Origin of the sequence: Delftia sp. WSY_22 (genome assembly GCF_043104185.1) — a bacterium.
Taxonomy (GTDB): Bacteria; Pseudomonadota; Gammaproteobacteria; order Burkholderiales; family Burkholderiaceae_C; genus Comamonas; species Comamonas tsuruhatensis.
Map to the genome: position 1 here is coordinate 1 of NZ_JBICKN010000027.1, position 14700 is coordinate 14700.

Consider the following 14700-nt stretch of genomic DNA (forward strand, 5'->3'; position numbering starts at 1 on the left):
GACGTGGCGATTGCCACGGGCGAGCTGTCCAGGCTCATCCCCGATCTGATCGAGGCGTTGGGCGGGGAAGGGCGCACGGGCCTGGGCCAGGATCTTCCCGCATCGCTGCAGACGCCTGCTGCCCACGCTCCCGCGACGGCACCGCGCGCAGCGGCATCGGGCCGTGGAGCGCTGACGGGGCCGGCCACGGCACCCGTGGACACGGCGCCTGAAGAAGCGCCGTTCTGAGCCAGCAGCAAGGCACCCGGGCCGGCAATGTTTCATGTGAAACATCGCCGCGCCCCCAGGGCGCTCAGACCCTTTCGAAGATGGCTGCGATGCCCTGGCCGCCGCCTATGCACATGGTCACCAGCGCATAGCGGCCGCCCGTGCGCTGCAGTTCGGCGATGGCCTTGGTGGTGATGATGGCGCCCGTGGCGCCGACCGGGTGGCCCAGCGAGATGCCCGAGCCGTTGGGATTGACCTTGGCCGGGTCCAGCGCCAGTTGCTGGATCACGGCGCAGGCCTGGGCCGCAAAGGCCTCGTTGGCCTCGATGACGTCCATGTCTGCAATCTTCAGGCCCGTGCGCTGCAGCACCTTCTGCGTAGCCGGCACGGGGCCTATGCCCATGTAGGCGGGGTCCACGCCGGCATGGGCGTAGCCGACCAGGCGCGCCAGCGGCTTCAGTCCCAGGGCAGCCACGCGATCGCCTGCGGCCAGTGCCACGGCGGCGGCACCGTCGTTGATGCCCGAGGCATTGCCCGCCGTCACGGTGCCGCCTTCCTTGCGGAAGGCCGGCTTCATGGCGCTGAGCACTTCGATGGTGGTGGCCGCGCGCACATGCTCGTCGGTGTCGAAGACCACGACGCCCTTGCGCGTGGCGATTTCCACGGGAACGATCTGCTCCTTGAAGTGGCCGGCCGCGATGGCAGCGGCCGCGCGCTGGTGGCTGGCCGCTGCCAGTTCATCCTGCATTTCGCGGCTGATGTGGTAGCGCTCGGCCACGTTCTCGGCCGTGATGCCCATGTGCATCTTCTGCCAGGGATCGTGCAGGATGCCCAGCATGTAGTCGATGCTCTTGGCGTCGCCCATGCGCGCGCCCCAGCGCGCGGCCTGGTCGAAGTAGGGGCCGCGGCTCATGGACTCGCTGCCGCCGCCGATGGCCACGTCGCAATCGCCCAGCGCAATGGCCTGGGCGGCAGAGACGATGGCCTGCAGGCCGGAGCCGCACAGCCGGTTGACGTTGAAGGCCGGCGTCTCGATGGGGCAGCCCGCATCGATGGCGGCCACGCGCGAGAGGTAGGCGTCCTTGGTATCGGTGGGGATCACATTGCCCATGACCACGTGGCCGACGGCGTCGGGCGCCAGGCCCGCGCGCTCCATGGCCGCCTTGACGGCCGTGGTGGCCAGCTGGGTGTTGGGTACGTCCTTGAGGCTGCCGCCGAAGGTGCCGATGGCGGTGCGCGCAGTGCCGACGACGAAGACGTCGCGTGGGGTCATGGTGAAGCTCCTCGAAGCGATGAACACGGGGGATGGAGTGCATTGTGCCGGGCAGGCGGCAGGCAGCGCAGCCGCCTCGGCGTCAGTTCCGGGCGCAGGTCAACGTCCCTCGAATTGCGGCGCCTGCCTGGCGTGGAACGCCGCAATGCCGCGCGGCAGGTCGGCCGTGCGCGCACAGGCATCGAAGGCGCAGGCCTCGGCCGCCAGCTGGTCGCGCAGGCTGCGGTCCAGGCCCGCGCGCATGAGGCGGCGCATATGGCCCAGCGCCACCGTGGGGCCGGCGGCCAGGCGCTGGGCCAGCTGCTGCACGGCGGCGTCGAGTTCGGCGGGCGGCAGGACGCGGTTGATCAGGCTCAGGCGCTGCGCTTGGGCGCAGTCCAGGGTCTCGCCCAGCATGGCGATCTCCAGCGCGTTGCGCAGGCCCACGATGCGCGGCAGCGCCCAGGAGGCTCCCACGTCGCAGCTGGCGCCCAGGTTGATGTAGGCCAGGTTGAAGCGTGTGCCCTCGGCCGCGTAGACGAAGTCGGCCTGCAGCATCAGCGACAGGCCTGCGCCTGCCGCCGCGCCATGCACCTTGGCGATGACGGGCGCATCGAGCTGGCCCAGCAGCGCCACGGCCTCGTTGAGCGGCGCCAGCAGCTCGGCCGCGCCGCGCACGGGGTCGGCGGCCAGCGTGTCCAGGTCACCGCCCGCCATGAAGGCGCGGCCCGCGCCTTCCAGCACCACGCAGCGCAGCGCGCGGTCCTGGGCCAGGGCGCGCACGGCGTCGCGCAGCGCCAGTGCCATGGGCACGTCGATGGCATTGAGGGCGGCGGGGCGGTGGAAGGTCAGCGTGGCGATGGCGCCTTCGCGCTGCAGCCGCAGCGGGGTGTCTTGCGTATCGGTCATGGGAGGCTCAGTGGTACAGGGCGTCGATTTCGGCGGCGTAGGTCTTGTAGATGGAAGAACGGCGCACCTTCATCGTGGCCGTGACTTCGCCGTCGTCGTGGTCCAGCTCCTTGGTGAGCAGATGGAAGCGCCGCACATGCGAGACCTGGGCCAGGCGCGCATTGCCCTGCGCGATCTCGGCCTCGATGAGCGCGCGCACCTCGGGCATCTCGGCCAGGGAGCGGAAATGCGTGAAGGCAATGCGCCGCGCCTGGGCCCATTGGCCCACGGTCTCGTAGTCGATCTGCACCAGCGCGCCCACGAACTTGCGGCCCTCGGCCACGACGATGCACTCCTTGATGAAGGGGCTGGCCTTCATGGTGTTCTCGATCTCCGAGGGCGTGAGGTTCTTGCCGCCGGCGGTGATCATGATGTCCTTGAGGCGGTCCACGATGCGCAGCTGGCCGCCCTGCACGCACACCACGTCGCCCGTGTGCAGCCAGCCGTCCTGGATGCTTTGCGCCGTGGCCTCGGGGTTCTTGTAGTAGCCCGCGAAGACCATGTCGCCCTTGATCTGCAGTTCGCCGCTGTCGTCACCCTCGTGGCCCGCGCTGCTGCCGAGGCTGGCAATGCGCCATTGCACGCCTTCGGTGGCCACGCCCACGCTGCCCACGGACACGTCATCCAGGCGGTGGCCGGTAACCATTCCCGTGGATTCGGTCAGCCCGTAGACCTCGATCAGCGGCACGCCCAGCGTGCGGAAAAAACGCACCACGTCGGGTGGTATGGGCGCGGCGCCCGTGAGCGCCACGCGCACCTGGCGCAGGCCGATGAAGTTCTGCAGTGCGCGCAGCACGCTCCAGTAGCTGGCGGCCCAGGTGAGGTGTTCGGCCAGGCTCCACTGCCTGCGGGGCTTTTCGGCCAGCGGCGCGCAGGCCGCCATGGCACGCCGGTAGAGCGTGCGGCGCAGCGGCCCGGTCTCCTGCATCTTGATGCTGATGGCCGCATGCAGCTTTTCCCAGATGCGTGGCACGCCCAGGAACATGTTGGGCGCGACTTCGCGCAGGTCTTCCTGCACCGTGCGGATGGACTCGCCGAAGTGCACCTGCGAGCCCAGGTAGACCGGCACGAAGCTGGTCAGCATCTGCTCGGCCACGTGGCACAGCGGCAGGTAGGACAGGTGGCGCGTGTCGCCATCCAGCCCTAGCCGCTCGGCAATGCCGGGCACCACGCCGCGGATGTTGCGGTAGGTGATCATGGCGCCCTTGGGCTTGCCGGTGGAGCCCGAGGTGTAGATCATCAGCCCCACGTCATCCAGCGTCTGGCGTGCCAGCGCCTGTTCGATGGGGGCGCGGCTGGCGGCCTGGGCGCCCAGGCGCTCGACCTCGTCGAAGGTGGTGATCAGGGCGCGCAGCTCGGGCGCAAGGCTGCGCAGGCCCTTGGTCTCCATGACGATGATTTTCTGCAGCTGCGGCAGCTCGGGCAGGGCGGCCAGCAGCTTGTCGGTCTGCTCCTGGTCCTCGCACACCATGATGGCGATGTCCGCGTGTCCGGCCACGTAGGCTACCTCGGGCGTGGGACTGGTGGGGTAGACGCCCACGGTGATGGCGCCGATCAGGCCCGCGCCCATCTGGGCCAGCACCCACTCGATGCGGTTCTCGGAGATCACGCCCATGTGGCCGCCTGGCGGCAGGCCCAGCTGCGCCAGGCCCAGCCCGAAGTGGCTGGCACGCTCGTGGTAGCGCGCCCAGCTGGTGGGCTTCCAGATGCCGAAGTCCTTTTGCCGTATGGCCACGCGCTGGGCATCGCTGCGCGCGCGTTCGGCCAGCATCTGGGGCAGGGTGAGTTCGGGAAGGTTCTTCATATCAATGACCCATCGCGCTGCCTGTGACACTGGCGTGCCCCCACACGGGAGCACCGAGGAAGGGCCGCCCCGCACCGAGGGTGCTGTCCCCCTCCCTCGCGAAGCGGGAGAGAGGGGGAAGGCGCGAAGCGACTCAGGGGGTGCTTCATGACAACCAGCGCTTGCGGCGCTTGTAGTGCTTCAGGTCGCGAAAGCTTTTTGCCTCGCCGCCACCACCCATGCCCAGGTAGAACTCGCGCACGTCGGCATCCTGGGCCAGGCGTTCGGCCGGGCCGTCGATGACGATCTTGCCGTTCTCCATGATGTAGCCGCTGTGCGCCACGGCCAGGGCCACGGTGGCGTTCTGCTCGACCAGCAGCATGGAGGTGCCGCGCTCGGCATTGATGCGCGCGATGATGGTGAAGATGTCCTCCACCAGCTTCGGCGCCAGGCCCAGCGAGGGCTCGTCCAGCAGCATGAGCTGGGGCTCGGCGATCAGCGCGCGGCCAATGGCCAGCATCTGCTGCTCGCCGCCCGACAGGTAGCCGGCCAGGCCTTTGCGTCGCTCATGCAGGCGCGGGAAGTAGCTGTAGACCAGGTCGAAGTCGGGCTTGACTTGATGGCGGCCCGTGAGCGCGTAGGTCGCGGCCACGAGGTTTTCCTCCACCGTGAGGTCCTCGAACACGCGCCGGCCCTCCATCACATGCGACAGCCCCAGGCGCACCAGCTGCTGGGGCGCGTACTGCGCGGTGGACTGGCCGTTGTAGCGCACGCTGCCGCTGGCCAGCAGGCCGTCCTCCAGCGCCAGCAGTCCGGAGACGGCCTTGAGCGTGGTGCTCTTGCCCGCGCCGTTGCTGCCCAGCAGCGCCACGATCTGGCCGCGCGGAACGGCCAGCGACAGGCCGCGCAGGGCCTGCACGACCTTGTTGTAGATGACCTCGATGTTGTTGATTTCGAGGACCTTGTCCGTGGGCTGCTCGGTCATGTGCGGGCGTCTGTTCGGACGACGGTCAAAGTGCGATCCAGTCGGACGCAGGCAGCATCTTCTGCGCCTTCATGTCCGCCTTGTAGACGCGGCCCACGGGGATGGAATTGCCCTTGATGGTGATGGGCACGCCGATCAGTCCGCCCGTGTCGAAGTCCTTGATGGAGTTGAGCGCTGCCTTGAGGTTGGGGCCGGTGAGCGGCTTGCCCGCGTCCAGGCAGCGCCTGGCCGATTCCACGAACAGCATGGCCGCCAGAAAGCCCTGGATATAGGCCGTGCTCTGGTACTCGGGGCGCAGCGCGCGGATCTTGTCCAGCATGGGCGCCTTGGCCGAGGTGTCGTAGTAGTAGCGGTAGGGCATGACGCCCATGAAGCCGTCGCCGGCCTCGCCCATCTTCATGACGGTGGAGCTGTCCATGGTCCAGAAGGTGCCCATCCATCGGCTGGTCATGCCCATCTGCTTGCCCTGCTGGATGAACTCGGGAATGGGCGCGAGGATGTAGCCGTGGAAGATGGTGTAGTCGGGCGCGGCGCGGCGCAGCTTGATGACTTCGGTGGACACGTCCACGCTGCCGGGCGGCGTCATCAGCTTGGCCACCATGTTCAGGCCCAGCTTCTTGGCGGCCGCCTCGCTGGCCTCGATGGGGTCGCGGCCGAATTCGGAGTCGGAGTAGACGAAGGCCACCTTGGCGCCCGGCTTTTCCTTGGCGATGTGCTTGAGCAGGATGCCGAACATCTCCGTGTAGTCGGGCCCCACGAGGAACTGGTTCGGGTACTTGGCCGGGTTGTTGAGCTCGGTGGCGAAGGAGGCGCCCGCCATGAGGATGGCGCCGTTGCGGTCCAGCTCCGGGTTGATGGTCTTGGAAAAGCCCGTGGAGTCGCCGTAGTAGAGGTTGACCTTGTTCTGGCTGGTGATCTTCTTGAACGCGGCCACCGAGACATCGACCTTGTAGCCCGTGTCCTCGGGCACGTAGCGGACCTTGCGGCCCTTGATGCCGCCGGCCTCGTTGACGATCTTCACGTAGTCGCCCATGCCGGCATTGATGCCCACGCCCGCGAAGGCGAACACGCCCGTCATGGGGATGGAGCCGCCGATCACGATGTCTTCGCCGCCAGCCTGGGCGCGGGCCGCCAGCGGCGCGGCCAGGCTGGCGCCGGCCGCCAGCAGCAGGCTGCGGCGGCGCGAGGAAGTCGGGTGTTGCTGCATGCTTGTCTCCTTTTGCTTGTCGTGCGCGGCGCCGCCTCAATTGCGGAAGGGCCACAGGTGGAAGAAGCGGCGCAGGCGCCGCCACATTTGTGCGAGCCCCTGCGGCTCGAAGACCAGAAAGACGATGATCAGCAGCCCGAACACCATGGTGCGCACGGGCGACAGGAAGACGGTGAGCTCGGAGCCGCCGGGCAGCAGGTCCACGATGAGCTTGAGCAGCTCCGGCACCATGGTCATGAAGACCGCGCCCAGGATGGAGCCCAGGATGGAGCCCATGCCGCCGACGATGATGGCCGCCAGAAAGAAGATGGACATCAAGAGCGGAAAGCTCTCGGGCGTGACCACGCGGAAGAAGTACGCCCACAGCCCGCCCGCCACGCCCGCGTAGAACGAGGACAGCCCGAACGACAGCAGCTTGTAGCGCAGCAGCGGTATGCCCAGCACCTCGGCCGAGATGTCGCGGTCGCGGATGGCGATGAAGGCGCGGCCTGTGCGCGTGCGAAACAGGTTGGCCGCGCCCAGCAGCATCAGCAGCGTGACCGGCACGATCACCCAGTACAGCCGGAACGACGTATCCAGCGCCACGCCGAACACCGTGGCCGGCTGCAGCGTCAGGCCGGCCGTGCCGCCCGTGAGCCTGAGGTTGGCGAACAGGAAGTGCGCGATGAACGAGGCCGCGATGGTGGCAATCGCCAGGTACAGGCCCTTGACGCGCAGCGAGGGCAGGCCCACCACGATGCCGCCCAGCATGGCCACGAAGCCGCCCGCCAGCAGGTTGAACAGCACGGGCGTGCCCCAGCGCGCCTGCACGATGGCCACCGTATAGGCGCCCAGGCCCATGAAGGCGGCCTGGCCCAGGCTCACCAGGCCCGTGTAGCCCGTGAGGATGTTCAGCCCCGTGGCGCTGGCCACGTTGATGCTGACCAGGCAGGCCAGGTACAGCCAGTAGTCGCTGGCCATGAAGGGGAACAGCACCAGCAGCGCGCCGGCCACGGCCAGCCAGATGCGTTGCGTGCGGGAGTCGAACAGCGCCGCATCGGCGATGTAGCTTTCCTTGAGGGTGCCTATGCGCATGCTGCCGTCTTTCTGAAGCTGCCTAGAGCCGCTCGATCTCGTGTGTGCCGAACAGGCCGTAGGGCCTGAGCATCAGCACCACGACCAGCACGATGAAGGTGGCCAGCAGCTTGTATTCGCCGCCCAGGTAGGCGCCGGCCAGCGCCTCCACCAGGCCGATGAACAGGCCGCCGACCAGGGCGCCCAGCACGCTGTCCAGCCCGCCCACGATGACGACCACCAGCACCGACAGGCCGAACACGCCCATGCTCGACGAGATGCCGCCGATGGAGCCGACGATGATTCCCGACACGGCGGCGATCATGGCCGACACCGCCCACGCCAGCGAGAACACGCGCGGCACATTGATGCCCACCGAATAGGCCGCTGCCTGGTCGCTGGCCGTCGCACGCAGGGCCACGCCGCCGCGCCAGTAGCGGAACACCAGCAGCACGGCCGCGATGAAGACCACGGCCACGGCTGCGCCCCAGGCCACCTTGGGCGCGAGAAAGGCCTCGCCGATCATCACGGGCTGCGTGGGCATGAACTCGGGCAGGCGGCGCTGGTCGGCCGTCCAGATCAGCTCCACCAGGCCCACCAGCACCGAGGCCAGGCCCACGGTGACCATGAACACCGAGATCGGCGGCTCGCCCAGCAGCGGCCGGATCATCGTGCGCTCGATCAGCGCGCCCAGCAGCCCCGTGCCCAGCACGGCGGCGGGAATGGCCAGCCACAGCGGCAGCGCGAACATGGCCGCGAAGGTGAAGAACAGGTAGGCGCCCACCATCAGCAGCTCGCCGATGGCGATGTTGACCACGCGCGTGGCCTTGTAGACCACCACGAAGGCCAGCGCGGCCAGCGCATACAGGCCGCCGCCGGCCAGGCCCGTGAGGGCGATCTCGAACAGGTAGGCCCAGTCCATCATGCGGCTTCCTGTGCCAGGGCAGGCTGCGGCGTGGCGGGCTCCGGCCGGGCGGACGCGCCGCGCAGCCGGCGCCGCAGCTCGCCCACATCACCGGCGCCCAGGTAGGCCCGGTTCACCTCGGGATCGGCCTGCACAAGGGCGGGCGTGCCCTGGGCGATGACCTGGCCGAAGTTGAGCACCACCACATGGTCGGACAGGTCCATGACCATGCCCATGTCGTGCTCCACCATGAGCACGGTCACGCCCCATTCGGCGCGCACGTCCAGGATGAAGCGCGCCATGTCCTCGGTCTCCTCGCGGTTCATGCCGGCCACGGGCTCGTCCAGCATCAGGATGCGCGGCTGCATGGCCAGGGCGCGCGCCATCTCCACGCGCTTTTGCAGCCCGTACGACAGGGCGGCCACGGGCGCATGACGGATGTGGTCTATCTCCAGGAAATCGATGATGCGCTCCTCGATGTCGCGGCGCAGCTCGGCCTCTTCGCGGCGAGCGCGGCCCAGATAGAGCAGGGCATCGAACACGTTGGTGCGCAGGTGGGCGTGGCGGCCCAGCTTGATGTTGTCCAGCACCGTCATGCCCCGGAACAGCGCAATGTTCTGGAAGCTGCGCCCCAGGCCCAGCCGCGCGCGGCGCGGCGCCGGCACGCGCGTGATGTCCTCGCCCTGGAAGCGGATGGAGCCGCCCGTGGGCCGGTAAAAGCCCGAGATGGTGTTGAACAGCGACGTCTTGCCCGCGCCGTTGGGACCGATCACGGCCGTGATCGAGCCGGGCTGCACATCGAAGCCCACGCCCGACAGCGCCTTCACTCCGCCAAAGGCGAGCGTGATGCCATCGACCTGCAGCAAGGGGGCGGGCCGGCCGCCGTCGGGGTGTGTCTCCATGGCTGTCTCGTGCGTTGGTTCGTCGAGCCGGGCAGGAGCCTACTGGTGCGTAGACTGCTTACTTTGGAGTAGATTCTGGTTGTCGCCCACCGCATGCAGCATCGGTGATTTCCCCGGTGCACCCGCCGCCATGAAGCCATCGAGCCCTGAAACCAAGACCCGACCCAGCCCCGGAACCCGCGCCCGCAAAGGCCGTGCGGCGCCCGCCGTGGACTCGCCCTGGAGCGGCACGCCCGACCGCGAGCAGCAGCGCGAGGCCAAGCGCCAGGCCGTGCTGCAGGCCGCCGCGCAGCTGTTCAACGAGCGCGGCTTCTCCGCCACCTCGCTGGACGACATCGCCGCGCGGCTGGGCGTGAGCAAGCCCACGCTGTACTACTACGTCAAGAACAAGGACGAGATCCTGCTGCAGTGCGTGAACCAGGGCCTGGCCATGACGCTGGAAGGCATCGAGGCCTCGCGCCGCGCAGGTGGCCAGGCCGTGGACCAGCTGCGCGCCTGCATGCAGGTCTATGCGCGCATCGTCACCATGGACTTCGGCATGTGCCTGATCCGTGTCGGCGACGAACAGGTCCCCCCCGACAGCCGCCGCGAACTGCGCCGCCAGAAGGCCGCCATAGACCAGGCCTTCCGGCGCCTGGTGGCCGCTGGCGTGCAGGAGGGCTCCCTGGCCCCCTGCGACCCCAAGATGACCGCCTTCGTGATTGCCGGCGCGCTCAGCTGGATAGGCCGCTGGTACCAGCCCGGCGGCCAGTACTCGGCCGAGGAAGTGGCGCAGCAGTGCATTGATACCTTGATGGGGGGGGTGTTGCGCAGGGCGGAGCCTGCTCGGCGCGCGGCCTCCGCAAAGCGCGCGGCAAACCCTTCCAAGGATTGAGCCGAAGCCGCACATGCCCGCAGAGCTTTGGTTCTATAGAGGTGTTTCCAAGAGCCTAAAAGAGCCTCCGGCAATTTTGGGGCGCTTTATAAGTCGTTGTGGTTAAACAGTTTTTCGCACTCTCTAAAAGAGGCTAAAGAACTTGGCATCTTTTGGACTCATAGACCGGTCTTGATGCCACGGCCCAAACGCTGCAGATATCAATCCGACAAATGCCATCGTGCCCAACGGCGCGCACCCATCAGCTGGAGGCGCCCCTCATTGCGCAGCTCTTTCAGCAAATCCTGAACGGCACTCATTGGCAAGGACGGCAGCACCTGCCGCAGTTCGGCCAGCGCAGCGCCATGCTCTCTGTGCTTTGTGAGGTGTTTGAGCAGCAGCGCCTTGTTGGTCTCTCTGTCCAGGCCGCGTTGCCGGGTATGCGTTCCTTTGGCGCCCAAAGACGCATACAAGGCCTCGGACAGGATGTAGCGCGTCCCTTTGCCTCGACCTATGGATTCCACCGCTCCCGCCGCCAGCAGGCCTGCAAGGCGTTCCCTCAAAGGGGCAGACAGCGGCTTTTCCTGTTGCAGGCATTCCAGCGCGAGGTAGTCCAATGTCGAGAAGCTGCTCAGCTTCTCTTCGCCGAGGTGCTCCATGAAGCGTACGAAGGCCGGGTTGCGCACCCCACCTTCCAGGGTCAGCCGTACTTCGTGGGCGGATGTTCCCGCAAGGCTGGGCAGGGGCTTGCCTTGTCGCACGGCGCTTTCCACCATCAGGTTCAGGCCTTGACCAGAGCGCTCGATCAAGCCGCAGCGGGCGAGGGCTTCGGCGAGTCTGCGATTGCGCGGATTCTGTTGATCAATGATGTTCTCGGGCGTGATTCCGGGAGGCAGCCCTCCCGGGCTGATCACCTCCAGCCGCTTGGAAAATTGCCTGACGAAAATCGAGCCACCCAAGCGATAGTCCCGATGGGCAACCGCGTTCAGGAGCGCTTCCCGGACCGGAACCTCGGCAAATGTCGGCAGGTCCATGCGGAAAAAGTCGTCCTGGTAGCTTTGGCGGTCATTGCGCAAGTTGATCTTTTTCCAAAGCGCGTCCTGCCACGCAAAAAAGCCCTCTCGAAACTCTTCGCGATCGGCAGCCGGTCCTGCCGCTTCGGACGACCGGTATTCAAAGACCAGCTCCGCCTGGGCCAACCATCTTGTCAGAGCCGCTCTTTTGCCGAACAGGATGAGCGCGGCATAGCTCACCTGATTGCCTTCTACGAGCAACTCTGCATCCCGCAAGGTCTGTTCGTCGCTCAGTTCGCGTCTGCGAGCGGTATTGCCTTTGCGAGCCCAGCGCTCCCGGAACAATGCAATGGATGACGGCTCCAGATCCTCCAGCGTGGCCCCTGGGCATGGCTGTGCCGAGAAGTCGGGGCCGGTTTCATCGAAGATGGCCCGCAGTTCTTGCGCGCTCATTGCCGCCAGATCATCGCCGGCCCGTTTGAGAAAGCTGCCGTCGATCTGCCATGCCGTGCCCGGCAGCCGGGAGGGCACACGCACAACCAGCACACGGCCTTGCGGCAGGCGCAGTTCCTCAACAGGGATACGGTGGCCCAGTCTCTGGTGCAATCCGGCCTCGGTGCGGCCCGGGTCTTCGAACGCCTGCGTACCCACGATGAGGCGAGGTCGTTTGTCGGTCACGCCCAGCACGATGGCGCCGCCGCCTTCGTTGGCCAGGGCTACGCAGTACTTGAGCAGTTTTTCAAAGTCATAGCGCTGCTTGGCTTCCTTGAACTCAAGCCGCTGACCTTCAGGCTCAAGCAACCATTGGTGAAGCTGGGTGGGCGTGGTGAGCATGCCCACAGCTTAAATTAAGCGCCGCTTCCCACTGTGTCGGGCGCTGCCAGATCATCCAAGATCGGGCAGTCCGGCCGGTCGTCGCCGTGGCAGCAGTGCACCAGGGTCTTGAGCGTGCGCTGCATGGCCTGCATGGCGGCGATGCGCTCGGTCAGTGCGTCGATGTGGCGCTGGGCGATGTCCTTGACCTGGCTGCTGGCACGGCTCTTGTCCTGCCACAGGCCCAGCAAGGTGGCGATCTCGTCCATGGAGAAACCGAGGTCGCGGGCGCGGCGGATGAAGCGCAGGGCGTGCACGTCGGACTCGGCGTACTGGCGGTAGCCGCCGTCCGTGCGGTGCATGGGCGGCAGCAGGCCCTGGGCTTCGTAGTGGCGCACCATGCGCGCCGAGACACCGGCGCGGCGCGCGGCCTCGCCGATGGAGACGGGCCAGTGCTGTGCTTGGGCGGACATGGTGCGTGTCACTCCGGGGACTCAGGCGACCTTGTAGCCTTCTTCGGCGATGGCCGCGCCCAGCGCCTCGCGGCTGGCGCTGCTGTCGACTTCCACGCGCTGGGCGGCGCGATCGATTTTTACCTGGGCCTGGTCATCCACGCCCTGCACGGCCTGGGTGACGGCGCGTTCGCAGTGGCCGCAGGTCATGCCCTGCACGGTGAAAACATGTTGCATTTCTAGCTCCTGGTTGGGGCGCGCCGAAGTGGCGCAAGCCATGGACGGCATGTTGAACCCTGACACCATGGCAAGGTCAAGCGCCTGGCTGGACAAGGGTTGATTTGGCCCAACTCGATGTGAGTCGGCCGGCTCAATGATCCGCTGCAATGGCCGATAGATCGAAAAGAGCCGTGAATATGCAAAAACCGTCATAGACCATTGGCGATCATCTGACAAACTGCAACAATTTGTATTTACGTTGGCGCTATGCATTTGGAGACCGTGCGTGCGCCCTGACTGACAGAGAGGAAAACGGTCATGAACTTGTTGGGAATGATGCGGGCTTTCACGATCCGCACGCGGATGCTGGGTGCCATCGCCATGGTGCTGGTGCTGCTGGGTCTGCTGGGCGGAGCCGGGATGCTGGGCATGTTCCGCATCCATGGCATGAGTCAGCAGTTCATGCATACCTCGTACGCCAAGATGGGCTACATGGTGGAGTTGCGCGCCGAGCTGGGCGCGGTGCGCGCCCATGAAAAGGACATGATCATCCAGTACGAGCGTGCCGACGAGGTGCGCAAGGCCCACGGGCAGTGGCTGGCGGCCATCGAGCGCGTCAAGGCCGTGGCGGGGCGTTTTCTGAAGGACGAGGACCCTGCCGACGATGCCATCGTCAGCGGCATCTCCGACCGTGTGGACCGCTACCGCCAGCAGTTCGAGCACATTGCGCGCCAGCTGGAGGCCGGTGGCTACGACACGGCCACCACGGCCAACCGCATGAGCGGCAAGGCCATGGCCGAGGTGGCCGAGGTCGAAAAGCTCATCGCCCAGCTCGACCAGCTGCTGCGTCAGCAGGTCGATGCCATGGCCGCCGAGGAGCAGGGCGTGGCCGAGCAGACGCAGTGGATCTTCGTCGCCGCCGTGGTGCTCACGGTGCTGGTGGTGGTGCCGCTGACGCTGATGAACATGCTGTCCATCTGCCGCCCCCTGGTGCAGGCGCGCCAGACGGCGCTGACCATCGCCCAGGGCGACCTTTCGCAGAGCGTCAAGGTGGAGGGCAAGGACGAGGTGGCCGACCTGCAGCGCGCGCTGGACCAGATGCAGCAGAGCCTGGGCTCCATGGTGACCCAGGTGCGCGACGCCAGCGGCAACATCGCCACGGCCAGCCAGGAGATCGCCACGGGCAACCAGGACCTGTCCTCGCGCACAGAGCAGACGGCCAGCAATGTGCAGGAGACCGTGGCCTCGCTGTCCCAGCTCACGGCCACGGTGCAGCAGACGGCATCGTCCTCGCAGCTGGCCAACCAGCTGGCGGCCTCTGCCTCGACCACGGCCACGCGCGGTGGCGACGTGGTGGCCCAGGCCGTGGTGAGCATGCAGGAGATCACGACCTCCAGCCGCAAGATCGGCGACATCATCGGCCTGATCGACTCCATCGCCTTCCAGACCAACATCCTGGCGCTGAACGCCGCCGTGGAAGCGGCGCGCGCCGGCGAGCAGGGCCGCGGCTTTGCCGTGGTGGCGGCCGAGGTGCGATCCCTGGCCCAGCGCTCGGCCCAGGCGGCCAGCGAGATCAAGGCGCTGATCCAGACCAGCGTGCAGGCCGTGGATGTGGGCGTGCGCCAGGTGGAGGATGCTGGCAAGACCATGAAGGAAATCGTGGACAGCGTGCAGCGCGTGGGCGACATCATTGGCGAGATCACGGCGGCTTCCAGCGAGCAGTCGGGCGGCATCGGCCAGGTCAACCAGGCCGTGGGCGACATCGACCGCATGACGCAGCAGAACGCAGCCCTGGTCGAGGAATCGGCCGCCGCTGCCGAGTCGCTGCGCGAGCAGGCCGCGCGCCTGGCGCAGGTGGTGGGCCAGTTCCGCATTGCCGGTGCGGCCGTGGCGTCCATGGGCTCGCATGCTTCCTACGGCCGTCCCTCCCAGGGCCAGCCCAGCCTGGCACCGGCCGCAGGCCGCGCCTCGCTGGCCTCTGGCCGTGACACGCGCGAGACCCAGCTGCTGGAACACGCCTGAGATAGCGGACGCAGGGACAGGGGCCCGGCCCCTGTTCCACGTGAATCGTCTGGATAAAAAAAGCGGAGTGCGATGCACTCCGCTTTT

At 67.2% G+C, this 14700-nt stretch carries 13 protein-coding genes and 1 pseudogene; 3 read left to right on the top strand and 11 right to left on the bottom strand.

Going from position 1 to position 14700, the window contains the following annotated elements:
* Positions 1 to 228 (top strand): annotated as a pseudogene (locus ACF8NF_RS14185) (recombination-associated protein RdgC); the annotation flags it as partial.
* A 64-nt stretch (positions 229 to 292) separates the two neighbouring features.
* Here ACF8NF_RS14185 and ACF8NF_RS14190 read toward each other — a convergent pair.
* The 8 genes from ACF8NF_RS14190 to ACF8NF_RS14225 all read right to left on the bottom strand — a co-directional run bounded on the left by ACF8NF_RS14190 (position 293) and on the right by ACF8NF_RS14225 (position 9241).
* Positions 293 to 1480: an acetyl-CoA C-acyltransferase family protein gene (locus tag ACF8NF_RS14190; RefSeq protein ID WP_016447274.1), complete on the bottom strand. Its 1188-nt coding sequence runs from the start codon at positions 1478 to 1480 to the stop codon at positions 293 to 295.
* Positions 1481 to 1579: 99 nt separating this feature from the next.
* Entirely contained in the window at positions 1580 to 2368 is a 789-nt protein-coding gene (locus ACF8NF_RS14195) for an enoyl-CoA hydratase-related protein (protein WP_313284190.1), read from the bottom strand.
* A 7-nt stretch (positions 2369 to 2375) separates the two neighbouring features.
* On the bottom strand, positions 2376 to 4211 hold the full coding sequence (locus tag ACF8NF_RS14200) for an AMP-dependent synthetase/ligase (protein ID WP_392450750.1): 1836 nt from the start codon (positions 4209 to 4211) through the stop codon (positions 2376 to 2378).
* Positions 4212 to 4356: 145 nt separating this feature from the next.
* Positions 4357 to 5175: an ABC transporter ATP-binding protein gene (locus tag ACF8NF_RS14205; protein WP_016447277.1), complete on the bottom strand. Its 819-nt coding sequence runs from the start codon at positions 5173 to 5175 to the stop codon at positions 4357 to 4359.
* 25 nt (positions 5176 to 5200) lie between these two features.
* Complete coding sequence (locus ACF8NF_RS14210; protein ID WP_016447278.1) at positions 5201 to 6382, bottom strand: ABC transporter substrate-binding protein; 1182 nt, start codon at positions 6380 to 6382, stop codon at positions 5201 to 5203.
* Between the two features lie 36 nt (positions 6383 to 6418).
* Positions 6419 to 7456, bottom strand: a complete 1038-nt coding sequence (locus tag ACF8NF_RS14215; RefSeq protein WP_046239407.1) for a branched-chain amino acid ABC transporter permease — start codon at positions 7454 to 7456, stop codon at positions 6419 to 6421.
* 22 nt (positions 7457 to 7478) lie between these two features.
* Positions 7479 to 8360 (bottom strand): branched-chain amino acid ABC transporter permease, encoded by an 882-nt coding sequence (locus tag ACF8NF_RS14220; RefSeq protein WP_017406956.1) that lies wholly within the window; start codon positions 8358 to 8360, stop codon positions 7479 to 7481.
* Positions 8357 to 9241: an ABC transporter ATP-binding protein gene (locus tag ACF8NF_RS14225; protein WP_392450751.1), complete on the bottom strand. Its 885-nt coding sequence runs from the start codon at positions 9239 to 9241 to the stop codon at positions 8357 to 8359. The genes ACF8NF_RS14220 and ACF8NF_RS14225 overlap by 4 nt, the downstream gene beginning before the upstream one ends.
* A 130-nt stretch (positions 9242 to 9371) precedes the next feature.
* On the opposite strand from ACF8NF_RS14225, the gene ACF8NF_RS14230 reads away from it, so the two are divergent.
* Positions 9372 to 10115: a TetR/AcrR family transcriptional regulator gene (locus ACF8NF_RS14230; RefSeq protein ID WP_016452290.1), complete on the top strand. Its 744-nt coding sequence runs from the start codon at positions 9372 to 9374 to the stop codon at positions 10113 to 10115.
* Between the two features lie 200 nt (positions 10116 to 10315).
* Here the strand turns inward: ACF8NF_RS14230 and ACF8NF_RS14235 are convergent, their stop codons facing one another.
* The 3 genes from ACF8NF_RS14235 to ACF8NF_RS14245 are packed head-to-tail and all read right to left on the bottom strand — an operon-like array spanning position 10316 to position 12609.
* Positions 10316 to 11941, bottom strand: coding sequence for an ATP-binding protein (locus tag ACF8NF_RS14235; protein WP_088166414.1), 1626 nt, complete (start codon positions 11939 to 11941; stop codon positions 10316 to 10318).
* Positions 11942 to 11955: 14 nt separating this feature from the next.
* Complete coding sequence (gene cueR / locus ACF8NF_RS14240) at positions 11956 to 12393, bottom strand: Cu(I)-responsive transcriptional regulator (protein WP_046985949.1); 438 nt, start codon at positions 12391 to 12393, stop codon at positions 11956 to 11958.
* A 21-nt stretch (positions 12394 to 12414) separates the two neighbouring features.
* Complete coding sequence (locus tag ACF8NF_RS14245) at positions 12415 to 12609, bottom strand: heavy-metal-associated domain-containing protein (RefSeq protein ID WP_012201975.1); 195 nt, start codon at positions 12607 to 12609, stop codon at positions 12415 to 12417.
* A gap of 300 nt (positions 12610 to 12909) precedes the next feature.
* Between ACF8NF_RS14245 and ACF8NF_RS14250 the strand changes: the two genes are divergently transcribed.
* Positions 12910 to 14613 (top strand): methyl-accepting chemotaxis protein, encoded by a 1704-nt coding sequence (locus ACF8NF_RS14250; protein WP_016447285.1) that lies wholly within the window; start codon positions 12910 to 12912, stop codon positions 14611 to 14613.
* Positions 14614 to 14700: the final 87 nt, after the last annotated feature.

Excerpts from the sequence above, each read along its gene's own strand:
- ACF8NF_RS14250 (WP_016447285.1), top strand. The coding sequence starts at position 12,910 with ATGAACTTGTTGGGAATGATGCGGGCTTTCACGATCCGCACGCGGATG.
- ACF8NF_RS14245 (WP_012201975.1), bottom strand. The coding sequence starts at position 12,609 with ATGCAACATGTTTTCACCGTGCAGGGCATGACCTGCGGCCACTGCGAA.
- ACF8NF_RS14190 (WP_016447274.1), bottom strand. The coding sequence starts at position 1,480 with ATGACCCCACGCGACGTCTTCGTCGTCGGCACTGCGCGCACCGCCATC.
- ACF8NF_RS14200 (WP_392450750.1), bottom strand. The coding sequence starts at position 4,211 with ATGAAGAACCTTCCCGAACTCACCCTGCCCCAGATGCTGGCCGAACGC.
- cueR (WP_046985949.1), bottom strand. The coding sequence starts at position 12,393 with ATGTCCGCCCAAGCACAGCACTGGCCCGTCTCCATCGGCGAGGCCGCG.
- ACF8NF_RS14235 (WP_088166414.1), bottom strand. The coding sequence starts at position 11,941 with ATGCTCACCACGCCCACCCAGCTTCACCAATGGTTGCTTGAGCCTGAA.
- ACF8NF_RS14205 (WP_016447277.1), bottom strand. The coding sequence starts at position 5,175 with ATGACCGAGCAGCCCACGGACAAGGTCCTCGAAATCAACAACATCGAG.
- ACF8NF_RS14195 (WP_313284190.1), bottom strand. The coding sequence starts at position 2,368 with ATGACCGATACGCAAGACACCCCGCTGCGGCTGCAGCGCGAAGGCGCC.
- ACF8NF_RS14215 (WP_046239407.1), bottom strand. The coding sequence starts at position 7,456 with ATGCGCATAGGCACCCTCAAGGAAAGCTACATCGCCGATGCGGCGCTG.
- ACF8NF_RS14230 (WP_016452290.1), top strand. The coding sequence starts at position 9,372 with ATGAAGCCATCGAGCCCTGAAACCAAGACCCGACCCAGCCCCGGAACC.
- ACF8NF_RS14220 (WP_017406956.1), bottom strand. The coding sequence starts at position 8,360 with ATGATGGACTGGGCCTACCTGTTCGAGATCGCCCTCACGGGCCTGGCC.
- ACF8NF_RS14225 (WP_392450751.1), bottom strand. The coding sequence starts at position 9,241 with ATGGAGACACACCCCGACGGCGGCCGGCCCGCCCCCTTGCTGCAGGTC.
- ACF8NF_RS14210 (WP_016447278.1), bottom strand. The coding sequence starts at position 6,382 with ATGCAGCAACACCCGACTTCCTCGCGCCGCCGCAGCCTGCTGCTGGCG.